The following is a 23,139-nucleotide window of genomic DNA, read 5'->3' as shown; positions in this document are numbered from 1 at the left end:
GTCACTCGCGCTCGCGGCGCAGCTTGTCCCAATAGTCGAGCCGCTTCTTCACCTCGCGTTCGAAACCGCGCTCGACCGGCTGGTAATAGGCCTGCCGTTCCATCTCCTCGGGCCAGTAATCGTCACCCGAGAAGCCATCGTCCGCATCGTGATCGTAGCTGTAACCCGAGCCGTAGCCGATGTCCTTCATCAGCTTGGTCGGTGCGTTGAGGATGTTCTGCGGCGGCATCAGGCTGCCGGTTTCCTTGGCCGAACGGAACGATGCCTTCTGGGCCTTGTAGACCGCATTCGATTTGGGCGCGGTGGCAAGATAGGTACAGGCCTGGACCAGCGCGAGTTCGCCCTCGGGACTGCCGAGGAACTCATAGGCATCTTTCGCCGCCATGCATTGCACCAGCGCCTGCGGGTCGGCCATGCCAATGTCTTCCACTGCCATCCGGATCAGGCGTCGCGCGAGAAAGCGCGGCTCCTCACCCGCAGTCAGCATGCGCGCGAGGTAATAGAGGCTCGCCTGGACGTCGCTGCCGCGCACTGCCTTGTGCAGCGCAGAAATGAGATTGTAATGCCCTTCGCGATCCTTGTCGTAGACTGCGACGCGCCGCTGGAGGAACGCACCCAACCTCGCCGGGTCGAGCGGTTCGCCGATCTTCGCGTTGTAAAGCGTCTCCGCTTGGTTGAGCAGGAACCGCCCGTCGCCATCGGCGCTGGCAACGAGCGCGTCTTTCGCTTCGGCAGTGAGCGGCAGCGGGCCTTCGAGCGCCTCTGCGCGGTCGAGCAACTGGCCCAGAGCATCGTGATCGAGCCGCTGCAGGATCAGGACCTGCGCGCGGCTGAGCAGTGCCGCATTGAGCGCAAAACTGGGATTCTCCGTGGTCGCGCCGACCAGCGTCACCGTGCCGCGTTCGACGAACGGCAGGAAGCCGTCCTGCTGCGCACGGTTGAAGCGGTGGATCTCGTCCACGAACAGCAGCGTACGTTGCCCCGCTTCGGCCGCCTTGTCGGCTGCGGCGAAGGCCTTCTTGAGATCGGCGACACCGCTGAACACCGCGCTGACGCTTTCGAAACGCATGCCGACACTGTCCGCGAGCAATCGTGCGATAGTCGTTTTGCCAGTGCCGGGCGGCCCCCACAGGACCATGCTCGACAGGCGGCCCGCCGCGACCATCCGGCCGATTGCGCCTTCGGGGCCAGTCAGGTGTTCCTGCCCGATGACATCCTCCAGCGTCGCCGGCCGCAGCCGGTCGGCGAGTGGAGCGTCTTCGCGCGGCGCATCCGGGGACTGCGGTTGCGGTAGTTCGTCGGGAAACAGATCTGCCATTGGATCGCCGATGTAGGTCTTGGTCGAAGCATTGACGAGGGTCTTGTATTTCGACGTATCTACGATATATCGTAGACCTATCAGAAAGAGGAATTTTGCTATGCAACACGATCAATGTGGAGGACGCCGCCGCAATTGGCGCGTCAGTTTCGATCCATCGGCGTGGGCCGGAAAAGGCGGCTTCTTCGGCCAGAACGGGCCTTTTGGGGATCACGGACCTTTCGGTGACAGCGGCCCGTTCGGCCCCGACGGCATTTTCGGCGAAGGGAGCCGATGGTCTGGCGGCCGTCGGCGCGGGAAAGGCAGGATGTTCGCCAGCGGCGAATTGCGTTTGGTGCTGCTCTACTTGCTCGCTCAGCAGCCACGCCACGGCTACGAACTGATCAAGCACATCGAGGAGCTGACCGAGGGCGCCTATGCGCCAAGCCCGGGTACGGTTTATCCCACGCTGTCGCTGCTGGAGGACGAAGGCGCGATCGCGCACGTCGCCAGCGATGACGCGAAAAAGGCTTACGAGGCTACCCCGGCGGGTCTCGAGGAACTGAAAGAACGGGAAGACGAGGCCGAAGCGCTGCTTCATCGCCTCTCCGGTCACGGCGAGCATCGCCGGGCCTATGCCACGCCCGAGATGTTCCGTGCGGTCGGCAATCTCGCCAGCGTGCTGAAGAACCGCGCGCGTTCGGGCAAACTCGACGATGATACGGTGCGCGAAATCGTCGATCTGGTCGACGAGCTTGCCAAGAAGATCGAGCGGCTCTGACCCCTGCCATTTGGCGATCCGCGGGCAGGGCGCTAGTCTTGCCGGCGAGGTCGCCACGGAGGAGGATTGGTCATGACGAGCGCTATCAGAACGCCCTGGCATCTATGGGTGGTGGGGATTGCCACGCTGCTGTTCAATGCGATCGGCATTTACAGCTACACGATGACGCAAACGGGCAGTCTGGCGGATCTGGGCATGACTGCCGATCAGATCGCTTATTTCGATTCCTTTCCCGCTTGGGCTGACGGTGCCTGGGCGCTGGGGGTCTGGGGCGCTTTCGCGGGATCGATCCTGTTACTGCTGCGCCGCAAGATCGCATTCGCCGCATTCCTGATTGCGACGATCGGGCTTGTCGGGACAACCTATTTCGAGCTGGTGGTGTCGCAGATTCCCGAAAGCCTGCGGAACCCGGTGCTCATGGCAGCCATCTGGATCACGACGCTGTTTTCGCTGTGGTACTCGCGCCGCATGGCGGCTGCGGGCGTGCTGCGTTGAGCTAGGACCCGCGGCGACCGGCAATCAGGCGCAGATAGGTGTCGAGCACCGCCTGATTGATCGCATCCCACGTGTAGGCGCCAGCGGCTTCCTCGCCATTGGCACCATGGAGAAGCCGCAGGTTGTCGTCCGTGCAATAGGGAGCCAGCGCCTCCGCGCATGCGGGTGCGAAGACCTCTGGCCTGTCCGGTGGCACGAGGCGACCGGTCGCGCCGTCCTGCACGAGGCTGGCCGCCCCGGTTGCGCCCGCTGCGACGACCGGCAACCCGCAGGCCATGGCCTCGAGCGTGACGTTGCCGAAGGTCTCGGTGATCGACGGATTGAAGAAAATATCCCCGCTTGCCAGCGCCTGGCCCAGGTCTTTCCCGGTCTTGAAGCCGGCGAAGATCCCGCCCGGCAAGGCCTTCTCGAACCATTCGCGCGCCGGACCGTCGCCGATCACCAGCACCTTGTGCGGGACCTGCCGCTGGCGGAGCTGGACGATCGTTTCGGCGAAGACATCGAGGCCTTTCTCCATCACCAGCCGGCCGAGGAAGACGATTGCGACATCGTCATCCGCCAGACCATGCGCGCGGCGCCACTTGTGGTCGCGCTTCGACGGATGAAAGACCGTCCGATCGACCCCGCGGGACCAGATCGAGATATCGTCATGCATCCGCTGCGCACGCAATTCTTCGATCTGGCTCTGCGAGGGGGCAACCAGCGCATCGCACCGCTGGTAGAACCGCCTGAGGATCGCCTCGACCGCGGGTTCGAGGAAACCGAGTCCGTAATATCGGGGGTAGGTCTCGAACCGCGTATGGACCGATGCAAGGACGGGAATATCGCGCTCGCGCGCCCATTTCAGCGCGGCATGCGCGACAGGATCGGGCGAAGACAGGTGGACGAGATTCGGCTTGAACGTGTCCAGATCGGCGCGGACGCGATCGTCGATCCGCAGCGGGAGGCGGTATTCGCCCCGGCCCTTCACCGGCATGCGGACGTTGGGCACGTTGACCAGATCGCCGGTCGGCCGGAAATCGGGCTCGGCGACCACGGGCGCGTAGACACGCAGCCCCGCGCCGCGCTTGAGCAGGTAGCCTGCCAGGCGGTTGAGGGCTTGGTTCGCGCCGTCGCGGGTGTAATTGTAATTCCCGCTAAACAGAGCGATGCGAAGATCGGTCACATCCATTTGGGCGCGCTTTAGGGAAGTTGTGTTGTGGCGTCTATCCGCGACGATGGGCCGCGTGGCGTGTGTCAGTCGGGGCCATGGTTGGCATCGCACCGGTCGTATCACGGGTCCGCTTCATCGCAGTAAAGCTGTTTCGCATTGACTCCCCACCGCGCAACATTAGTGCGGGCGACGGGCCACGCGGTCCCAACGCCGCGCGAGCTCTCTGCAAGGAGAGAATACATGACTGCCGAACCAACGCTCAAACCCGAGCGCCCTTTCTTTTCGTCCGGTCCGACCGCCAAGCACAAAGGCTGGTCTGCCGCCAATCTCAAAACCGAATCGCTCGGCCGCTCGCATCGCAGCGCGCTCGGCAAGTCGCGGCTGAAATATGCCATCGACCTGTCGAAGGAGATGCTCGGCGTGCCTGAGGATTACCTCGTCGGGATCATGCCGGCTTCGGACACCGGCGCGCTCGAATGCGCGATGTGGACCATGCTGCGCCCCGATCGCCCGGCGACCGTCGCGGCGTGGGAAAGCTTCGGCAATGTCTGGATCCAAGATGCGGTCAAGCAGCTCAAGCTGCCGAACCTGCAGGTAATGGACGCCGATTACGGCGAGATTCCCGACTTGGCGAGCATTCCGCAGGACAATGACGTCGTGTTCACCTGGAACGGGACCACGTCGGGTGCCAAGATCCCCAATACCGACTGGCTTGCCCCGGGCCGCGAAGGCGTGACGATCAACGATGCCACCAGCGCGGTCTTCGCGATGGAGATGGACTGGGCCAAGCTCGATGCCACGACCTACAGTTGGCAGAAGGTGATGGGCAGCGAGGCGCAGCACGGTATGCTCGTCCTCAGCCCCAAGGCGGTGCAGCGGATCGAGGACTACGATCCCGAGTGGCCGCTGCCCAAGCTGTTCCGCCTGAAAAAGGGCGGCAAGATCAACACCGGCATTTTCGAAGGTGCGACGATCAACACCCCGTCGATGCTGGCGACCGAGGATTACATCGAAGCGCTCGAATGGGCGCAGGCGATGGGCGGGCGCAAGGCGATGTTCGAACGCGCCGATGCCAATGCCAAAATCGTGCTCGACTGGATCGAGGCAACGCCGTGGCTGCGCAACATGGTTGCCGATCCGGCCAAGCGCACCAACACCGGTGTGTGCTTCGTCTTCCAGGGCGAATGGTACGATGGCCTGTCCGACGACGATAAGGCCGCGGTGCCGAAAAAGATCGTCAAGCTGCTCGAAGATCGCGACGTCGGTTACGACTTCAACGGGTATCGCGACGCCCCGCCGTCCTTGCGCATCTGGTGCGGCGGCACGGTCGAGCAGGAAGACCTCAAGCGTCTCCTGCCGTGGATCGAATGGGCCTACGAGCAGGTGAAAGCGGCATAATCGGCGTCGTCCCAGCGAAAGCTGGGACCGCTATCCGCTCGCTCCGACCAAATCGAAAGCGATTCCAGCTTTCGCTGGGATGACGAGAGAAAAAATCATGACCAAACCCAAAGTCCTCATTTCGGACAAGATGGACCCGAACGCCGCACGCATTTTCGAAGAGCGCGGCTGCGACGTAGACGTGAAGCCGGGCATGACGCCCGACGAACTCAAGGCGGTGATCGGCCAGTACGATGGCCTTGCCATCCGCAGCGCGACCAAGGTCACGCCCGAGATCCTCGACGCTGCCGAAAACCTCAAGGTCATCGGCCGCGCCGGCATCGGCGTCGATAATGTCGATATCCCCTATGCCAGCGGCAAGGGCGTGGTGGTGATGAACACGCCATTCGGCAATTCGATCACCACGGCCGAACATGCCATCGCGATGATGTTCGCGCTGGCGCGGCAGATCCCTGCCGCCAATGTCCGCACGCAGGCGGGCGAATGGCCCAAGAACGACTTTATGGGCGTCGAGGTAACCGGCAAGACGCTGGGCCTGATCGGCGCGGGCAACATCGGCAGCATCGTCGCCAGCCGCGCGCTCGGCCTGCGGATGAAGGTCGTCGCCTACGACCCCTTCCTGACCGAGGATCGCGCGGTCGAAATCGGTGTCGAGAAGGCCGATCTGGAAACGCTGCTGGCAAGGGCCGATTTCATCACGCTGCACACGCCGCTGACCGATGAAACGCGCAACATCCTTTCGGCTGAGAACCTGGCGAAGACGAAGCCGGGCGTACGGATCGTCAACTGCGCACGTGGCGGGCTGATCGACGAGGCGGCGCTGGCCGACGCACTCGACAGCGGCCAGGTTGCCGGGGCCGCGCTCGACGTGTTCCAGAGCGAACCGGCCAAGGACAGCCCGCTGTTCGGCAAGCCCAATTTCATCTGTACCCCGCACCTTGGCGCCAGCACCACCGAGGCGCAGGTCAACGTCGCGCTCCAGGTGGCCGAGCAGATGGCCGACTATCTCGTCAATGGCGGGGTGACCAACGCGCTCAACATGCCCAGCCTCAGCGCCGAGGAAGCGCCCAAGCTGCGCCCCTACATGGGTCTTGCGGAAAACCTCGGAAGCCTTGTCGGTCAACTTGCGCATGGCAATCTGACCAAGATCTCGATCGAGCGCGAAGGCGCGGCAGCCGAACTCTCGGGCAAGCCGATCGAGGGCGCGGTCCTCGCCGGATTGATGCGCCAGTATTCCGACACGGTGAATATGGTCAACGCGCCCTACCTGGCAAAAGAGCGCGGGCTCGATATCCGCTCGATCCGCCATGAGAAGGAAGGCGCTTACAACACGCTGCTGCGCGTGACCGTGGGCACCGAGGCGGGCGACCGTTCGGTGGCCGGCACGCTGTTCGGTGCCGACGCGCCGCGCCTGACGGAGATTTTCGGCGTGCGAATCGAGGCCGAGCTCGAAGGGCACATGCTCTACATCGTCAACGAGGACGCGCCCGGCTTCATCGGCCGGATCGGTTCGCTGCTGGGTGAAAACGGCATCAATATCGGCACGTTCAATCTCGGTCGCCGCACGGCGGGTGGCGAAGCGGTGCTGTTGCTCAGTGTCGACCAGCCGATCCCCGACGAGGTGGTGAAGGCGGCCTGCGCGCTCGAAGGCGTCAAGACCGTCATGCCGCTGGCATTCTGACGAACGATAGGGCAGGGGGCGCGGCATCATGACCAGCCAAGACGACCTCCTGCCCGTCGGGCTCGAAGACGCGCTGCCTGCGCGGGCCCGGACCATCACCAGCGCAATGCGCGCCGTTCTCGATGCGATGGATGCGCATGGTTACGACCGCGTGCGCCCGCCGCTGGTCGAGTTCGAGCATTCGCTGGCCGGCCGCATGGATGGTGTCGCCACGCGGCGGATGGTCCGCTTCACCGATCCCGACAGCTTGCGCACTCTGGCGCTGCGTTCGGATATGACCGTGCAGGTCGGGCGCATTGCGGCGACCGGTATGGCAGCAGCCCCGCGGCCGTTGCGGCTATGCTATGCTGGCGATGTTGCGCTGCTGCGCGCCGACCAGCTGGACCCTGCACGCCAGCGATTGCAACTGGGTGCCGAACTGATCGGGGCCGACAGCGTCGCGGCGGCGAGCGAGGTGGTTTCGGTAGCGATCGACGCGCTGCGCGCTGCCGGCGTTACAAACATATCGATCGATTTCACGTTGCCCGATCTGGTTGATACTCTGGCCGCCACGTCGCTTCCGCTCGATGCGGACAAGCGCGCAGCGGTGCGGCGCGAGCTCGATACCAAGGATGCGGGCGGGCTGCGCGAAGCGGGCGGCGAGGCTTACCTGCCCTTGCTCTATGCGACGGGTCTTTTCGACGAAGCGATCGACAAGCTTTCCGCACTCGACGCGGGCGGTGCCCTGGCCAGCCGGATCGAGGGGCTACGGGCGATTGCCACGACCATCGGCGACCGCGCGCGCGTCACGCTCGACCCGACCGAACGGCACGGCTTCGAATATCAGAGCTGGTTCGGCTTCACGCTGTATGGCGAAGGAGCCCGCGGCGCGCTCGGTCGCGGCGGGACCTATACCATCAAGGGCAGCGACGAACCCGCGACCGGCTTCTCGCTTTATATGGATCCGCTGCTCGATGCGCTGGGCGGCCCAGAAGCGGATACGCGCGATCGACTGTTCCTGCCGCTGGGGCACGATCGCGATGTCGCCGCGCGGTTGCGCGCCGTTGGATGGCGGACCGTGGCGGCAGTGTCGGATGGCGACGATGCAGCCGCTCTCGGTTGCTCGCACCGGCTCGACGGGGCAGAACCCAGGCCGCTCTAGGCCGCTTTCCATTGTGCGTGCTTCGCCATCACGCCGGTGAACAATTCGGATGTGATCAGCCGTTCCAGCCAGTCTTGCAGCCGGGGTAACGACTGCGCGTCGAACCACGTGCGATCGGCATTGGCGAACTGGCGGATGAACGGGAATATCGCGATATCCGCGAGCCCGCGCTTCGCGCCGCACAGATATGTATCCGACTTCAGCCGTGTTTCCAGTCGCCGGAGAATGTCGAGCGCGGCCGACCGGTGTTCTTCCGGGTCCACCTCGGCATAGCGGGTCGCGTATTTGTACCGGTCGAGATGATGCTTGAACGGTCCGTCGTTGGCCGCGACCAGTTCGGGGTCGTCGCGCTCGAGCCAGCCTTCGGGGTCCTCCACCGCCAAGGCATGGCGCATGATGTCGAGGCTTTCCTCGATGACCTTGCCTGTCTCGGTCACCAGCACGGGCACGGTGCCCTTGGGCGAGACCTCCAGCATTTCCGGCGGCTTGTCCCGCAGCACCACCTCGCGATGTTCGTACTCCATGCCACTGCTGCTCAGCGCCATGCGCGCGCGCATTGCGTAGGGGCAGCGGCGGAAACTGTAGAGGAGCGTTTCAGCCATCAGTGGTTGGCTCCTCGCGCCTGCCGATGTGATCTTCCCCGCGCGATCGGGCGAGCTCCGCCTGACGGTGCCGTTCGGCATAGCGGGCGCGCTGCTCGTCGCTGCGTTCCGGGTAGCAGCGCGGGCAGGAAACGCCTTCGACATAATGCGCATGCGCCATGTCGTCACGGTCCAGCGGCCTGCGGCAGGCGCGGCACAGGCCGTGATCGCCCGGTGCGAGACCATGGCCCACGCTAACGCGCTCGTCGAAGACAAAGCATTCGCCGCGCCACAGGCTTTCGTCTTCGGGCACGTGCTCGAGGTAATTCAATATCCCGCCCTTGAGGTGAAAGACATCTTCCACCCCCTCTGCGCGCGCAAAGGCGGTCGACTTCTCGCAGCGAATCCCGCCGGTGCAGAACATGGCGATCTTCGGGCTGCGACCTTCGGCTTCGAGCTCGGCGCGCTTGGCACGAAACCATTCGGGGAATTCGCGGAAGCTGGTGGTCTGCGGATCGATCGCTCCCTCGAAGCTGCCGATCTGGACTTCGTAATCGTTGCGGGTGTCGATCACGATCGTGTCGGGATCGGAAATCAACGCGTTCCAGTCCTCGGGTGCGACATAGGTGCCGACGCCTGCAAGCGGGTCGAGATCGGGCTGGCCCATGGTGACGATTTCCTTCTTCAACCGCACCTTGGTGCGATGGAAGGGAAGGCCCTCGGCGCGCGATTCCTTGACCTCGATCGCATTGCAGCCGGGCAGAGCACGAATATGGCGGAGCACCGCCTCCACGCCGGAATCGCTGCCCGCAATGGTCCCGTTGATGCCCTCGCGCGCAAGCAGCAGGGTCCCGCGTACCCCATTTGCCTCGCACAGCGCGAGCAGCGGCGCACGCAGCGCCTTGGGGTCATCGAAACGCGCGAATTGGTACAGCGCAGCAATGCGGATCGGCAGGTTGGACATGTCCGCGCCCCGTTAGCAGGGCTTGCCGCCGCATACACCCCCGTGCATCAATCGAGCACGACCTCCGCCTCGACCGGGGTGGCATCGCTCAACATGCGCAGATAGCGCTCGTAATGCGGCACATGCGATGCCCCGACGATTGCCAGAACGCGCTTGCCGCCACCAACGACCACACGCAGATTTGCGATCATCCGCAAATTCCGCGTCTCCCAATAGGCGAGATATTTGCGCCCGGTGTTGCCCGGCGATTTGGAAGCTGCGGCAGCCCCGAAGTCGCCGCGCATGGCCAGTTCTGCCATGCGATCGGAATTCATTTGCCGGTACCAATCGATCACCGACAGGGTTTCGTCGACAACCGCTTCCTGCAAGCGTTCGTGCGCGGCGCGTCCTTCGGCAGCGGCCTCGTTATCCCAGATCGCGCGCATCTCGCGGCCGTAGACCTCGGGGACGATTGGATGGGCGGCAATGTCACCGGTATGGTCGTCGACCGGATAGACGCGCTCGTGACCCAGACGTGCCGCGAGATGCGCGCCGATCAGGCTCGATTCGTTCAGCCGGGTCTCGCGCTGCTCGAGCATGGCCGCTAGTTCCGCGGTCAATGCACCCTCGGCATGCCGTTCCGATGCGGGCAGGCGAAGCCATTGGACGAGCGCGGATTCGGGTTCGCCGATGGCCAGTAACAGGACCGCAAGCCTGCGCCTTTGCGCCGGGGGGCGCTCCGCCATTGCGTCGGCGAGGATTTCGCCGATCTCGCGGTCTGCCTGGGGGGCGGTCATTGCCAGCGCATCGCGTGCGGGTGCTGGATCGGGGCAGTATGTGTCTGCCGTATCGATGTGATCGTGCGCATATGCGCGCAGGAAGTCGCATTGTGCGCCGCCCAAATTCTCGATCGCGACGGCCTCGGGCTGCCATTCGGCCAGCCGGTCCATCAGCGGTTCGAAGCGCGTCCGGTCGAAGTCGTCGGGCAGCGAGCTGAGATGCGACGTGCCCAGAACGAGGACCTCGCCCTTATCGCCGCGTTCTTGCGCAGCGGCGTCCACGATCTCTACGGGATCGCTGGGTGCGGCGACGGTTTGCGGGGTGCCGGCCATGAGCACCGCCAGAATCAAGGACATGACATTCTCCCAGTTACGGGTCGGGAGGTGTCATGTCCTCATAATACAGTCAAGCGAGGGGAGATCAGCCCTCGAAATTGCCCGGTTCGGGCCCGATGCGTCCTTCGGGATCGTCGAGCGCGTCGATACGGCCCATCTGGTCGTCGGACAGTTCGAACTTGAGCGCGGCGAAATTGGCTTCGATGTGGTCGCGGCTCGATGCCTTGGGGATGGGGCACAGCCCGTGCTGCAGGTGCCAGCGCAGGATCACCGCGCTCGCAGGCTGGCCGGTTTCGCCCGCAATCGCTTCGATCGTGTCGTTCTCGATCCCAGCACCCTGGCCCAGCGGCGACCAGCATTGCGTCACGATGCCCATGTCCTCGTGCACTGCGCGCAGCTCGCGCTGCTGGAAGGTCGGATGCAGTTCGATCTGGTTGAGCGCGGGCACTACACCGGTTTCATTGACGATGCGCCGCAGGTCTTCGGCGCGGAAATTCGAGACGCCAATCGACTTCGCCTTGCCTGCATCGCGCAGTTCGACAAGCGCTTTCCAGGTGTCGACGAACTGGTCCTTCTGAGGGCAGGGCCAGTGGATGAGCAGCATGTCGACATGATCGCGGCCAAGCCGTCCGAGGCATTTGTCCGCCGCCTTGAGCGTCCGGTCGTAGCCTTGGCTGTCGTTCCAGATCTTGGTCTGCAGGAAAATGTCCGACCAGTCGCCGACGCCTTTGCCGACGCCTTCCTCATTGCCATAGATCGCTGCGGTATCGACCAGCCAATAGCCGACATCGAGCGCGGTCTTGACCGCTTGGGGGGCGTCGGCATCGTCGATCTTGTAAGTGCCGAAGCCAAGCTGCGGGATCTGGCGGCCATCGTTGAGCGTGAGCGTGGGGTAATCGGTCATGATGTCTCCTTTGGTTCACCAATGGTCGACACGGCGCATGTTTCCGCGGCTTGACGGGGCAGGCTCCGCCGCCTAACCCGCGCCCCGCATTTGAAGCGGGTGCCCGCTTCTCCATTCCATCCCTTGGTCGAGTCCTGTCGAAGGACCTCGTGGATCCCCGGGCAGGGGAAAAGGCGTACTCATGGCAAATGTTACGGTAATCGGCGCTCAATGGGGCGATGAGGGCAAGGGCAAGATCGTCGACTGGTTGGCCAGCCGTGCCGATGCCGTCGTGCGTTTTCAGGGCGGACACAATGCCGGCCATACGCTGGTGATCGACGGCAAGACCTTCAAGCTCTCGCTGCTGCCCTCGGGCATCGTTTCGGGGACGCTCAGCGTCATCGGCAATGGCGTGGTGCTCGATCCCTGGGCGCTCAAGGCTGAAGTCGAGAAGCTCGAAGGGCAGGGCGTCACGATCACCGACGACAATCTGGCCATCGCCGACAATTGCCCCCTGATCCTTCCGATCCACCGCGATCTCGACGGGCTGCGCGAAACCGCGGCGGGTTCGGGCAAGATCGGCACCACGGGGCGCGGCATCGGGCCGGCTTACGAAGACAAGGTCGGTCGCCGCGCGATCCGCGTATGCGACCTTGCCCATCTCGATGCGCTCGAACCGCAGCTCGACCGCCTGTGCGCGCATCACGACGCGCTGCGCGCCGGGTTCGACCAGGACCCGGTCGACCGCGAGCAATTGCTTGCCGAGCTGCGCGAGATCGCGCCCTTCGTGCTCAAATATGCGCAGCCGGTGTGGAAACGGCTCAAGAAGGTCCGCAAGGCGGGGGCAAAGATCCTGTTCGAAGGCGCGCAGGGCGTGCTGCTCGACATCGATCACGGCACCTATCCCTTCGTCACCAGCTCGAACACGGTCAGCGGCACCGCCGCGGCGGGCAGCGGGCTGGGACCGAACAGCACGGGTTTCGTTCTGGGAATCGTGAAGGCCTACACCACCCGTGTGGGCAGCGGCCCGTTCCCGACCGAGCTCGACGACGAGATCGGCAAGGGCATTGGCGAGCGCGGCCACGAATTCGGTACCGTCACCGGCCGCCAGCGGCGCGTCGGCTGGTTCGATGCCGTGCTGGTGCGCCAGACCTGCGCCATCAGCGGTGTCACCGGGATCGCCTTGACCAAGATCGACGTGCTCGACGGGCTCGATGAGGTGAAGATCTGCACCGGCTACCGCCTGCGCGGGCAGGTGTATGACTACTTCCCCAGCCACTCGGCCGACCAGGCGGCGGTCGAGCCGATCTACGAGACGATGGAAGGCTGGAAGGAATCGACCGCCAGCGCACGCAGCTATGCCGATCTGCCCGCCAATGCGGTGAAATACATCCAGCGCGTGCAGGAACTGATCGAAACGCCGGTGGCGCTGGTTTCGACCAGCCCCGAGCGCGACGACACCATCCTGATGCGCGACCCGTTCATGGATTGATTGCAAATGCGCGCTATGGTGATCGGCATCGTGCGCGCATTTCTCGGTTTCTGGGCGATTCTCTGTACCGCGCTGCTTCCCGCGGGGGCGGCACAGGCGCAGCAGGCGCGCGCGGGCGAACGCGCCGACTTCCTCCTGATCGACAAGTCCGATCGCCGGTTATGGGTCTATCAGGACGGGAAGGTGATCCGCTCCTATTCGGGCCTGCAATATGGTGACCAGCCGGTTGGGCACAAACGCTTCCAGGGCGACGAGCGCACGCCCGAGGGGCGCTATACGATCAGCTACGGCAACCCCCAGTCGAGCTATTACCTCAGCCTGCACATCGATTATCCCAATGCGCAGGACCGCGCCTATGCGCGTTCGCGCGGACGCTCGCCCGGGGGGCTGATCTTCCTCCACGGCCAGCCCAATGGGCTGCCCTACGAACAGCGGATACCGGGCGACTGGACCGATGGCTGCATCGCGCTGTCGAATGCCGAGATCGCCGAACTGTGGAGCCTGGTGCCCGACGGCACCCCGATCGAGATCCGGCCCTAGTCGCGACCCTGCTCGAGCAGCGCGAGTTGCAGTTGCAATCGCTTCACCTCGGCCAGGACCGTCAGCATGTTCATCCGCGCGAACATCCATTCCTTGAGGAAGCCCTGCATGACCAGCAGCGCAACACCGGTGAGGCCCCAGCCTACCAGCGCCTCGAGGCTGTCGTAGGTCAGCGCGCGATAGAAAGCATAGGCCAGCGCCAGTCCGATCACGACAGCGATTGCGAAGCTGAACTTGGCCCAGCCGCCCAGCGGTCCGTGCATGCTGTCGCCCAATTGCCTGAACATGCCGCGATCACTGTCGAGGCTGGCAAGGAATGCGTGGTCGTCCTCATCGAGGGCGCCGCGAATGCGGTTGTCGATATCGGTCATGTGTCGTCTCCTGAGAGGGCCGCCTTCAGCTTTCGGCGGGCGTGGAACAGGCGTGTTTTCGCGGTGCCGAGCGGGATGCCCTGCACTTGTGCGATCTCGGCGAGGGTGAGGCCTTCGACGAAGAACAGTTGCGCGGCGAACCGCTGGTCCGTCGGCAGCGCGGCGAAGGCGTGGCGGATCGCTACGGCATCATCGGGAGCCGCGCAGTCCGCGGGCTCGGAGGTGAGCTCGCCAACGTGCGCACGCGCGCGTTGCGCGGAGCGGATGTGATCGGCGCAGCGCCGACGCAAGATGCCAAAAGCCCATGGGGCGAAGCGGGACGGATCGCGCAACCGCCCGATGCCGCGCAGGATCGCGATCCAGCATTCCTGTACGGCGGCGGGGGCTGCTTCTGCGTCCCCCAGCAGGCGCTGGGCGGTGCGTGCGAGACGCGGATGCCAGCGGCGCGCCAATTGGTTTGCTGCCGCGCGGTCGCCCGACTGGACCATCACGACGAGCCATTCGTCATACAGTTGCGCCGCCGGCGGCGTGGCGTTCTTTCGGCCCGTCATGCAGGGATAGTCGCCGCACAAGGCCAATTGGTTCAATGGCCTACCGCGCTTTTTCGCCCCCGCTTGACCTGATCCGCATTTGTTCTCATCATGTTCTTGTTGTGTCGTACAGGGAGCGCGAGTCGATGCAGGCGGATTTCAATTACGACCCGGTGCGCGATGCTGCCGGATGCCAATTGTCGGTCACAGTGCTGGCGGATCGCGATCATATCCGCGCCGAAATGGGCGAAGACGCGCTCGCCGCGGGGTTCAGCATTCGCGAATGCTGCAGTCTCGAAGAATATGCGCAGGGGCCGCTGGCCGCACTCGGCGATCTGGTGCTCGTCGATTGTGCGGAAGCGAGTGCGGATGCCATGGCCCTGCTGTCCCGGCTCGACATGCGCGGGGGCAAGGCGGGCGCGCAACTGGTGGTGTCGACCACCATGCCCGCGCTCGACAGCGTGTTCGGCTGCTTCTCAATGTCTGCGCCGCAAATCCTCGTCGATCCGGGTCGCGCCGAACGGATCATCGCGATCGGTCAGGTGCTAGCGCGCGTGCCCAACCTGCGCCTGCGCGAAATGGGCGAGGAAGACCGGCTGATGCTGCTGCGGTTGACCGAACAGGTCGGCCGCATCGCCGAACGGCTGGAAAAACTGTCACCCGGCCAGCGCGAAGGCGGCGGCGCCTTCCGCTTCGAATCGCCATCACCGGCATGGCACGGGGATGACCGGGCCCATGCCGCTGGCCAAAGCGAAAAGGCGCGGCCGCTGCTTCCCGACGGCCCCGTTCTGCGGCGGTTGATTAAGGCGCGGCAGATGCGGCTGCGGTACTTCGATGGCTCGCTGTTCGCCGATCCCGCCTGGGATATCCTGCTCGATCTCGCTGCCGCACGCGCTGAACGGCAACAGGTATCGGTGACATCGCTCTGCATCGCGGCGGGCGTCCCGGCCACGACGGCGCTGCGCTGGATCGGCCAGATGGTCGAGGCCGGTCTGCTGGTGCGCCTGTCCGACCCGCACGACCGGCGCCGCGCCTATATCGCGCTCGCGGACAGCACGGCAGACGCGATGGCGCGCTATTGCGCTGAGGTAGGCGCAGCAGAACTGGCGGTGGTTTAAGCGCGCCTCAGGATAACGGTCAGCCCATGTGCGGGTGGATCGGCGGGCAGGGGATGGCGTGCAGCATCGGCGCGGGCGCGGATCAGGATCGATTCGGGCGTGGCGGGATCGTGCAACACCGTGTCGGCGCGGCCCAGCGCGCGTGCCTGACGCAGGGTAAGGTCTTCGGGATCGTCGCTTGTCAGCGTGATGTCGACGACTTCCGCCTCGGTCCGTGTAGTCGCCGCGCCCAGCCACTCTTCGAGCCGATCCACGCCGCCTTGGGCAAGCGGATCGAGCGGCCCGCCTTCCTGCAGGGCGAGGTCGATCGCCCGGCGGCGATCATCGCCATCGGGGAATCGTTGGCGGATCCGGTCGCGCGCGGCAGCCAGCGTGCTCGCCAGCATGCCGAGTGATTGCGGCAGCATCGTCTCGAGCCGCAGCCGCAGATGCTTGGCCAGTCCGGCGGAGGCGCCACCCGTGCTCACCGCCACCAGCACCGGATCGCGGTCAAGCAGGCTGGGCAGCGTGAAATCGCACAGCTCCGGACGGTCGGCGACGTTGACCAGCAGACCCATCCGCTTGAGACGCAGGGCAGCGGCCTCGGCCGCGCGGCCATCTTCGAGCGCGACGAAAGCGAGCCGCGCGTGGTGCGCTTCGGTTTCGGCGCAGGTCACGCCGCCCGCGCGTTCGACCAGCCGTGCCTTGGCGGCGGCCATGTCGCCTTCGCCGACCACCACCACGTGCGCACCGGCGATACGATGGAAGAGCGGCAGGCTATGCATGGCGATGAGCCGTCACGTCAGCCAGTCGGGGACGCGTTCGGCGTCCATGATCGCGTCGGCTGCGATCCGGTCGGCGACGACCGCATAACGATCGCCGTCGACCAGCGTCTCGGCTACGAAGCCGCGCGAATTGTAGGACGAGGCCATGGTCGCGCCATAGGCGCCCGCGGTGCGAAAAACGGCGAGATCGCCTGCGACCAGCGCATCGCATTCGCGGTCCATCGCGAAAGTGTCGCCGGTTTCACAGATCGGGCCGACGATATGCGCGGTCATCCGGTCGCCGGTCGGCTGTACAGCATCGAAATCGTGCCACGCGCCATACATGGCGGGCCGGGCGAGATCGTTCATCGCCGCGTCGACCACGACGAAGGGCGGGCCGTTGCCACTGCGCTTGGCGCGGATCACGCGGGTCAGCAGCACGCCGGCATTGCCCGCGATCACGCGGCCCGGTTCGAACATCAGGCGCACGCCCCAGTCCTTGGTGACGCGCGCCACCATAGCGCCGTATTCAGCCGGGGAGGGCAGTTCTTCGCCCGCCTTGTACGGAACGCCCAGACCGCCGCCGAGATCGGCATGCGTCACGCTGCAGCCGGCGGCCCGCAGCTCCTCGATCAGGGCGCCGACCTTGCCGAAAGCGGTTTCGAGCGGTTCGAGCGTGGAAAGCTGGCTGCCGATGTGCACCGCGACGCCGCGCATTTCGAGCCCGTCTTCCCGTGCGAGGCGTGCATAGATATCGGCCGCGCGATCGAGTGGGACACCGAACTTGTTTTCGCTCTTGCCCGTCGAGATCTTCTCATGCGTGCGGGCATCGACATCGGGGTTTACCCGCAATGCGCAGGCCGCGCGCTGGCCATGCCGCTGCGCGATGGCAGCAAGCTCGTAGCCCTCTTCCTCGCTCTCGATATTGAACTGGCCGATCCCGGCTTCGAGGCCCTGCAGCAGTTCGGCATGTGTCTTGCCGACGCCCGAAAAGACGATGTCTTCCGGTTTCATCCCGGCCTTTAGCGCGCGGGTCAGTTCACCGCCCGAGACGACATCGGCACCATAGCCTTCGCTGGCGAGGATGCGCAGCACCGCAAGATTGGGATTGGCCTTCACTGCGAAGGCGATGTGCGGATTGTCCAGCGCGTCCAGTGCGTCGCGAAACACGCGTGCGTGGCGGGCCAGCGTGGCGCGCGAATAGATATAGACGGGCGTGCCGACTTCCTCGGCAATGCGCCGCAGCGAAACGTCTTCGGCGTGCAATACGCCGTCCTTGAGCTGGAAATGGTCCATGGCAGGCCCCTGCCCAAACCTCCGGGGCTTGTCGAGCAAGCCTTGCTTGCTCGTTTGAAATCACTCCGGCGGGAGATCGAAGGGATCGTCCTCGCGCTCTTCGGAGCGGGTCCGCAATTCGACGCTGCGATCGGGCGCAGCTTCGGGGTCAAGCGCGAGCAATTCGTCGGCCGTCGGTTGCACTTCGGCACCGTAGGGCGCGGGCGGCAGGCTGTTGCCCGCAACCGGTTCGAGCGCGGATTTCTGGCCGCATGCCGCCAACATGGCGAGCGCCGCGAGAGCGATGGCTGTGCGCATCATTCCTCCATGCCGAGGCGCTGCTTCGCCGCGGCCACCTGCTGCCTTACGCGAACTGGCGCAGTCCCGCCATAGGAGGCGCGCGCGGCAACCGAGGCATCGACCGACAACGCATCGAAGACGCGCTCGTCGATCCGCGCGTCGATCGCTTTCAGATCGTCGATCGTCAGACCGTCGAGCGCGACGCCCTTCTCGTCCGCCAGCTTGACCGCCGCGCCGGTGATGTGATGCGCCTCGCGGAACGGGATGTCGGCCTGCCGCACCAGCCAGTCGGCCAGATCGGTGGCGGTCGCGTGTCCGGCTTCGGCCGCCTTGCGCATGCGGGGGGTCTGGAATGCGCTGTCGGCCACCATTCCCGCCATTGCGGCAAGGCTCAAATCGAGCAGCCCCGCGGCTTCGAACACCGGCGGCTTGTCGTCCTGCATGTCCTTCGAATAGGCGAGCGGGAGGCCCTTCATCGTGACCATCAGCGAGGTCGTGCAACCGATTACGCGGCCCGCGTGCCCGCGGACCAGTTCGGCGGCATCGGGATTGCGCTTCTGCGGCATGATCGAACTGCCGGTGGACAGCGTGTCGGGCAGCTTGACGAAGCCGAACGGCTGGCTGGCCCAGATGATGAACTCTTCCGCCAACCGGCTGAGGTGGAGCGAGCACTGGCTGGCCGCGGTGAGATAGTCGAGCGCGAAGTCGCGGTCGGAGACCGCGTCGAGACTGTTGCGCGTCGGCTGAGCGAAGCCCAGCGCTTCGGCGGTTATGTCGCGGTCGAGATCGAAGCCGGTGCCTGCAAGCGCGGCGGACCCCAGCGGGCATTCGTCCATCCGGTCGAGCGCATCGGCGAAGCGCGAACGATCGCGCATCAGCATTTCGAAATAGGCGAGCAAATGGTGACCGAGCGTAACGGGCTGCGCGGTCTGCAGATGCGTGAAGCCGGGCATGATGCTGTCGGCATGTTCTTCGGCGCGCGTCACGAGAGCGCCGAGCACTGCATCGATCCCCGCGATCGCGCGCTGGTTGGCGGCGCGCACCCACATGCGGAAATCGGTCGCGACCTGGTCGTTGCGGCTGCGCGCGGTGTGGAGCCGTCCGGCCACCGCACCGATGATTTCGGTAAGTCGCGCTTCCACGGTCATGTGGATGTCCTCGAGGTCCCAGTCCTCGGGCACGCCGTCGCGCTCGTATTCGGCGGCGATCTGCTGCAAGCCACCGTCGATGGTGTCGGCGTCCTGCTGCGAAACGATACCCTGCCTTGCCAGCATGGCGACATGCGCGCGACTGCCCGCGATGTCCTCTCGCCACAGCACCTTGTCGAAGGGGATGGAGGCGTTGATTTCGCGCATGATCGCGCTAGGTCCTTCGGCGAACCGTCCGCCCCACATGCTGTTGGAGTTCTTGGTGTCCCGCTTGTCGTTCACGCTTGCCATCGTCCTCGGTCTTGCTGTCGCGGGCTGCGATAGGGGCGCACCCGATGCGGCGCAAGAAAGCAGCGCTACTGCTGCGCCAACCGGGCAGATCGACTCCGCGCAGGCGGGCACGCTCATGCCCGCGCTGAACGTCAGCGATCCGTCCGGGCGCAACCTCAATCTGGGCGCGCTGCAGGGTACGCCGGTGCTGGTAAACCTGTGGGCGACATGGTGCGCGCCCTGTGTGAAGGAAATGCCGCTGCTCGATACGCTCGCCGCCGATTACGAGGGGCGGCTGCGCGTGCTCACTGTCAGCCAGGACATGCAGGGCGCCGAAAAGGTCGAACCCTTCTTCGCGCAGGCGGATTTCGCGCTGCTCGAACCGTGGATGGACCCGGGCAACGAACTCGGCTTCGCGATCGGTGGCGGAATGATGCCCACGACGGTTCTCTACGATGCGACGGGCAAGGAAGTGTGGCGCGTGCTGGGCGATTACGACTGGGGGTCGAGGGATGCGCGTGCCGCAATCGATGCGGCAATCGCGGGCTGACCCGCAGCGCTGACGTATCGGACGACTGTCGGGACGTGGTGGGCGCTGACGGGCTCGAACCGCCGACCCTCTCGGTGTAAACGAGATGCTCTACCAACTGAGCTAAGCGCCCCTACCACGGGGGCCGCCGATCCGGCGGTGCGCTGCACATAGCGTGCAAATCGGCAAAATCAATTGCCCAGATGATGGCGCGGGCGCTAGGCGGCGCCCATGACCAGCAGGCTTACCGTCCTCGCCACCGGCGGCACGATCGCGGGAATCGCGGGTTCCGCAATCCGGCACGAATATCGTGCAGGCGAAATCACCATCGACGAATATCTCGAAACGGTTGGCGGATTGGGGCTGGGCGCCGAACTGTCGGGCTCGCAGATCGCCAATATCGATTCGGCGAATATCGGTCCCGTGGAATGGCGCGCGCTGCATGGTGCCGCATCTACGGCTCTGGGCGATGGCGCCTGCACCGGCGTGATCGTCACGCATGGTACGGATACGCTTGAAGAAACGGCTTTCCTGCTTGATCAGACGCTGCCCGCGCACAAGCCGGTCGTCGTGGTCGGCGCGATGCGGCCTGCAGATGCGGTCGGCTATGACGGTCTGCGCAATTTTGCCAATGCAGTGCGCGTTGCGAGCGATCCCGAGGCGGCCGGGCGCGGAGTGCTGGTGGTCATGGGCGATCGCGTATTTGCAGCGCGCGACGTCTACAAGGTCCGGACGCGGGGCACCGAGGCTTTCCGCGGCTTTCCGCGCGAATCGGTCGGGCTTGTCACCCCGGCCTCGCTCGAATGGTTCGGTGCACCGTGGCGAAATGGCACGGCGGCGGCCTTCGCATTTCCGCAGCGTATGCCCGATGTGGCCATCGTCTACGCCTATGCCGGGCTCGATGCGACAGGGGTCAGGCGTCAGCTCGGCGAAACGACGCGGGGCGTGGTGATCGCCGGTGTGGGCGAAGGCAACATGTCCGATGCCGTCCGACAGGAACTGGTCGCGCTTGCTGCCGAAGGGGTATGCGTGGTGCGCGCAAGCCGTGCGGACGAGGGGCTGGTCGACCGCGAGGACGAGGACGATGCCAATCGCTTCGTCGCGGCGCGCGCGCTCAATCCGCAGAAAGCGCGCATCCTTTTGCAATTGCTGATCGCCAGCGGCGAAAGCGATCCCGCCGCGATCCAGCGTGCCTTCGACGGACGGTAGGGCGAGATACTCCGCGCTTATGTGTGGTCACAAGCGGTGGGGGCGAACACAAGATTACAGGTCTGGTGACGGAGGGCGGGGGTGCTCCACGGCCCTCCGCCACATTGCCTCCGGCGCCGTGCAACCTCCCCATCCGGCTGCCCGAATGGGGAGGATCGACGGGATCAGCCCTGCGGCGTAACGAGATATTTCTCGCCGGTCTTCATCTGCCGATAATCGAGGATCGCATCCTTGGTCAGCATGCCTTCCAGATCGACCTTGGTCTTGTAACCGCTGGCGAAGGTGGTGCCGAGGTTGTCGAGCACGCGCTTGCGCATCCGCATCACCGTTTCCATTCCCGCACTCTGCAGGAACGGCGTCAGCAGCCAGCCCGACAGCGTCCAGCCGAAGCCGTAGGACGGGGTCAGCGTGGTCGGCCCGAAGTCGAGACGGCCGTAGATGAACATGCGCTTCTGCTGGTTCGATCCGTAGCGCGAATATTCGCTCATCTTGCCGACCGCGACCTGCTCCATCGCCTTGAAGCAGGTATCGACCATCTTTCCGCCGCCGATCGGGTCGAAGCCGTAGAAGGCATCCGTTTCATCGATCGCCGCCTTGAGCTGTTCGAGGAAATCGTCGTCCGACGAGTTCACGACATGCGTCGCGCCCTGGTCCTTGAGCAGTTTCGCCTGCTCTTCCTTGCGGACGATATTGACGAGGCCCATGCCGTCTTCGAGGCAGATGCGGTTGAGCATCTGGCCGAGGTTCGACGCACCGACGGTGTGCAGGATCGCCTTCTGGCCATCCATTTTGGCATTCTCGACAAAGCCCAGCGCGGTCATCGGATTGACGAAGCTCGAGGCGCCTGCCTCGGCGCTGTGGTCGCCCAGCGGCAAGCACATCGCGGCATCGGCGATCGCATATTCGGAAAAGGCGGTGCCGGGGACGCAGGCGACGCGCTGGCCCATCAGCGCCTTGGCCATGTCGCTGTCGCCGGTGGCCACGACGGTGCCGGCACCCTCATTGCCGGCGGGCAGGCGCTGGCCGTGGCGGGCTTTCTGCCCCGAATTGAACGGCTCGGGCATCTTGGCGACGACCTTGCCTAGCGAATAGTCGGCATTCTCGAAATCGGCCGCGCCGGTCAGTATCGCGAGGTCCGAGGGGTTGATCGGCGCGGCTTCCATCTTGACCAGCACCTGGTTGCCGGTGGGATCGGGAAACTCGCTCTGCGCGATCTCGACGGTCAGCGTACCGTCGCTTTCAAGAGTGGTGAAAAGCTGCTTTCCGGTAGTGGTCATCTGCATTCTCCCAATTCGATTCTTAACCGATCGGGCCTATCGCTAGGCGCGCGAGAAGCGCTTGGCTAGGGTGACGTTGGGTCAATTATCCGCGGGGTAGCTCGCCGCTACGAAATACAGGCCGTGCGGCGGCGCGTTCAATCCCAGCTCTTGCCGGTCGCGCGCGGCCAGCGCTTCGGCCATGCGTTCGATGGGCCAGCGGCCCATGCCGACCAGCGCGAGGCAGCCGACCATCGAGCGGACCTGGTGATGCAGGAAGCTGCGCGCAGCAGCGTGCACGCGGACTTCCTCGCCCTCTCGTTCGACATCGAGCCGGTCGAGCGTCTTGACCGGGCTGTCCGCCTGGCAATGGACCGAGCGGAAGGTAGTGAAGTCATGCAGCCCTACCAGCGCTTGCGCCGCTTCGTGCATCGCCGCGTGATCGAGATCCTGCGACACCAGCCAGGCGCGATTCTTGTCGAGCGTGAGCGGGGCGCGCCGGTTGGCTATGCGATAGACGTAGGATCGGCCGACGCACGAAAAGCGCGCATGCCAATCGTCGGGCACCACTTCGCACCGGGTGACCGCTATCGGTTCGGGGCGCAGGTGCGCATTGAGAGCTTCCATAAGGCGGAAGGGCGCGATGTCCTTGGTGATGTCTAGATGGCTACGCATGGCGAGCGCATGCACGCCCGTATCGGTGCGGCCCGCGCTGTGCAGTCGCACCTCTTCTCCCAGCACGCGAAACGCGGCTTCCTCTACCGATTGCTGCACGCTCGGCCCGTCCTTCTGCCGCTGGAGGCCAAAGAAGGGCGTTCCGTCGAACTCGAGAGTGAGCGCGAAGCGGGTCATCGGGGGGGCGTACTCCCCAGGCCCGTCATTCCCGCGCA

General features: G+C 64.9%; 24 protein-coding genes and 1 tRNA gene. 10 read left to right on the top strand and 15 right to left on the bottom strand.

Features of this window, described 5'->3' with window-relative positions; translation table 11 throughout:
• Position 1 precedes the first annotated feature (1 nt).
• Positions 2–1,318 (bottom strand): replication-associated recombination protein A, encoded by a 1,317-nt coding sequence (locus FHS69_RS05840; RefSeq protein WP_166776879.1) that lies wholly within the window; start codon positions 1,316–1,318, stop codon positions 2–4.
• 100 nt (positions 1,319–1,418) lie between these two features.
• Here FHS69_RS05840 and FHS69_RS05835 point away from each other — a divergent pair, with 100 nt between their 5' ends.
• Both FHS69_RS05835 and FHS69_RS05830 read left to right on the top strand, forming a co-directional pair.
• Positions 1,419–2,078 carry a PadR family transcriptional regulator gene (locus tag FHS69_RS05835; RefSeq protein ID WP_166776878.1) on the top strand — a complete coding sequence of 220 codons (660 nt, stop codon included), beginning with the start codon at positions 1,419–1,421 and terminating at the stop codon, positions 2,076–2,078.
• A gap of 72 nt (positions 2,079–2,150) precedes the next feature.
• Positions 2,151–2,573: a hypothetical protein gene (locus FHS69_RS05830; RefSeq protein ID WP_166776877.1), complete on the top strand. Its 423-nt coding sequence runs from the start codon at positions 2,151–2,153 to the stop codon at positions 2,571–2,573.
• Position 2,574: 1 nt separating this feature from the next.
• On the opposite strand, the gene FHS69_RS05825 is transcribed toward FHS69_RS05830, so the two are convergent.
• Positions 2,575–3,744, bottom strand: coding sequence for a glycosyltransferase family 4 protein (locus FHS69_RS05825; RefSeq protein ID WP_166776876.1), 1,170 nt, complete (start codon positions 3,742–3,744; stop codon positions 2,575–2,577).
• Between the two features lie 222 nt (positions 3,745–3,966).
• On the opposite strand from FHS69_RS05825, the gene FHS69_RS05820 reads away from it, so the two are divergent.
• The 3 genes from FHS69_RS05820 (at position 3,967) to FHS69_RS05810 (ending at position 7,946) form a co-directional block, all read left to right on the top strand.
• Positions 3,967–5,124, top strand: coding sequence for a phosphoserine transaminase (locus FHS69_RS05820; protein WP_166776875.1), 1,158 nt, complete (start codon positions 3,967–3,969; stop codon positions 5,122–5,124).
• 97 nt (positions 5,125–5,221) lie between these two features.
• The gene (gene serA / locus FHS69_RS05815; RefSeq protein ID WP_208380093.1) at positions 5,222–6,805 is read left to right on the top strand and encodes a phosphoglycerate dehydrogenase; all 1,584 of its coding nucleotides are present in this window, start codon (positions 5,222–5,224) and stop codon (positions 6,803–6,805) included.
• 28 nt (positions 6,806–6,833) lie between these two features.
• On the top strand, positions 6,834–7,946 hold the full coding sequence (locus FHS69_RS05810) for an ATP phosphoribosyltransferase regulatory subunit (RefSeq protein ID WP_166776874.1): 1,113 nt from the start codon (positions 6,834–6,836) through the stop codon (positions 7,944–7,946).
• Here the strand turns inward: FHS69_RS05810 and FHS69_RS05805 are convergent.
• The 4 genes from FHS69_RS05805 to FHS69_RS05790 all read right to left on the bottom strand — a co-directional run bounded on the left by FHS69_RS05805 (position 7,943) and on the right by FHS69_RS05790 (position 11,489).
• On the bottom strand, positions 7,943–8,548 hold the full coding sequence (locus FHS69_RS05805) for a glutathione S-transferase (RefSeq protein ID WP_166776873.1): 606 nt from the start codon (positions 8,546–8,548) through the stop codon (positions 7,943–7,945). The genes FHS69_RS05810 and FHS69_RS05805 overlap by 4 nt on opposite strands.
• Positions 8,541–9,491, bottom strand: a complete 951-nt coding sequence (gene trhO / locus FHS69_RS05800; protein ID WP_166776872.1) for an oxygen-dependent tRNA uridine(34) hydroxylase TrhO — start codon at positions 9,489–9,491, stop codon at positions 8,541–8,543. The genes FHS69_RS05805 and trhO overlap by 8 nt, the downstream gene beginning before the upstream one ends.
• A gap of 47 nt (positions 9,492–9,538) precedes the next feature.
• Complete coding sequence (locus tag FHS69_RS05795; protein WP_166776871.1) at positions 9,539–10,606, bottom strand: DUF5694 domain-containing protein; 1,068 nt, start codon at positions 10,604–10,606, stop codon at positions 9,539–9,541.
• Positions 10,607–10,670: 64 nt separating this feature from the next.
• Entirely contained in the window at positions 10,671–11,489 is an 819-nt protein-coding gene (locus tag FHS69_RS05790) for an aldo/keto reductase (protein WP_166776870.1), read from the bottom strand.
• Positions 11,490–11,670: 181 nt separating this feature from the next.
• Here FHS69_RS05790 and FHS69_RS05785 point away from each other — a divergent pair, with 181 nt between their 5' ends.
• Positions 11,671–12,960 (top strand): adenylosuccinate synthase, encoded by a 1,290-nt coding sequence (locus tag FHS69_RS05785; RefSeq protein ID WP_067469129.1) that lies wholly within the window; start codon positions 11,671–11,673, stop codon positions 12,958–12,960.
• A 15-nt stretch (positions 12,961–12,975) separates the two neighbouring features.
• Positions 12,976–13,500: a L,D-transpeptidase family protein gene (locus tag FHS69_RS05780; RefSeq protein ID WP_166777078.1), complete on the top strand. Its 525-nt coding sequence runs from the start codon at positions 12,976–12,978 to the stop codon at positions 13,498–13,500.
• On the opposite strand, the gene FHS69_RS05775 is transcribed toward FHS69_RS05780, so the two are convergent.
• Entirely contained in the window at positions 13,497–13,871 is a 375-nt protein-coding gene (locus tag FHS69_RS05775; RefSeq protein WP_166776869.1) for a DUF6768 family protein, read from the bottom strand. The genes FHS69_RS05780 and FHS69_RS05775 overlap by 4 nt on opposite strands.
• Entirely contained in the window at positions 13,868–14,422 is a 555-nt protein-coding gene (locus FHS69_RS05770; protein WP_166776868.1) for an RNA polymerase sigma factor, read from the bottom strand. Before FHS69_RS05770 ends, FHS69_RS05775 begins: the two co-directional genes overlap by 4 nt.
• A 125-nt stretch (positions 14,423–14,547) precedes the next feature.
• Here FHS69_RS05770 and FHS69_RS05765 point away from each other — a divergent pair, with 125 nt between their 5' ends.
• Positions 14,548–15,519 carry a helix-turn-helix domain-containing protein gene (locus FHS69_RS05765; protein ID WP_166776867.1) on the top strand — a complete coding sequence of 324 codons (972 nt, stop codon included), beginning with the start codon at positions 14,548–14,550 and terminating at the stop codon, positions 15,517–15,519.
• Here the strand turns inward: FHS69_RS05765 and FHS69_RS05760 are convergent.
• From FHS69_RS05760 to argH, 4 genes are read right to left on the bottom strand one after another with little or no spacing between them, the layout of a single operon-like run.
• Positions 15,516–16,283: a precorrin-2 dehydrogenase/sirohydrochlorin ferrochelatase family protein gene (locus FHS69_RS05760; RefSeq protein WP_166776866.1), complete on the bottom strand. Its 768-nt coding sequence runs from the start codon at positions 16,281–16,283 to the stop codon at positions 15,516–15,518. The two genes, FHS69_RS05765 and FHS69_RS05760, sit on opposite strands and share 4 nt — an antisense overlap.
• A gap of 12 nt (positions 16,284–16,295) precedes the next feature.
• Positions 16,296–17,558 carry a diaminopimelate decarboxylase gene (gene lysA, locus FHS69_RS05755; protein ID WP_166776865.1) on the bottom strand — a complete coding sequence of 421 codons (1,263 nt, stop codon included), beginning with the start codon at positions 17,556–17,558 and terminating at the stop codon, positions 16,296–16,298.
• A gap of 60 nt (positions 17,559–17,618) precedes the next feature.
• A complete protein-coding gene (gene lptM / locus FHS69_RS05750) occupies positions 17,619–17,858 on the bottom strand; it encodes an LPS translocon maturation chaperone LptM (RefSeq protein ID WP_067469146.1) in 240 nt (79 codons plus the stop codon).
• Positions 17,855–19,231: an argininosuccinate lyase gene (argH, locus tag FHS69_RS05745; RefSeq protein ID WP_166777077.1), complete on the bottom strand. Its 1,377-nt coding sequence runs from the start codon at positions 19,229–19,231 to the stop codon at positions 17,855–17,857. Before argH ends, lptM begins: the two co-directional genes overlap by 4 nt.
• Before the next feature lie 16 nt (positions 19,232–19,247).
• Between argH and FHS69_RS05740 the strand changes: the two genes are divergently transcribed.
• Positions 19,248–19,805, top strand: a complete 558-nt coding sequence (locus tag FHS69_RS05740) for a TlpA family protein disulfide reductase (RefSeq protein WP_341801725.1) — start codon at positions 19,248–19,250, stop codon at positions 19,803–19,805.
• 36 nt (positions 19,806–19,841) lie between these two features.
• Here the strand turns inward: FHS69_RS05740 and FHS69_RS05735 are convergent.
• Positions 19,842–19,917, bottom strand: a tRNA-Val gene (locus FHS69_RS05735).
• A 98-nt stretch (positions 19,918–20,015) separates the two neighbouring features.
• Between FHS69_RS05735 and FHS69_RS05730 the strand changes: the two genes are divergently transcribed.
• A complete protein-coding gene (locus FHS69_RS05730; protein ID WP_166776863.1) occupies positions 20,016–20,993 on the top strand; it encodes an asparaginase in 978 nt (325 codons plus the stop codon).
• A gap of 164 nt (positions 20,994–21,157) precedes the next feature.
• On the opposite strand, the gene FHS69_RS05725 is transcribed toward FHS69_RS05730, so the two are convergent.
• Both FHS69_RS05725 and truA read right to left on the bottom strand, forming a co-directional pair.
• Positions 21,158–22,270, bottom strand: coding sequence for a zinc-binding dehydrogenase (locus FHS69_RS05725; protein WP_166776862.1), 1,113 nt, complete (start codon positions 22,268–22,270; stop codon positions 21,158–21,160).
• An 81-nt stretch (positions 22,271–22,351) separates the two neighbouring features.
• Positions 22,352–23,101 (bottom strand): tRNA pseudouridine(38-40) synthase TruA, encoded by a 750-nt coding sequence (gene truA / locus FHS69_RS05720; RefSeq protein ID WP_166776861.1) that lies wholly within the window; start codon positions 23,099–23,101, stop codon positions 22,352–22,354.
• Between the last annotated feature and the right edge of the window lie 38 nt (positions 23,102–23,139).

This window comes from Qipengyuania flava, assembly GCF_011762005.1.
GTDB classification, from domain to species: domain Bacteria; phylum Pseudomonadota; class Alphaproteobacteria; order Sphingomonadales; family Sphingomonadaceae; genus Qipengyuania; species Qipengyuania flava.
This window is presented reverse-complemented; position numbering and strand designations above follow the sequence as displayed.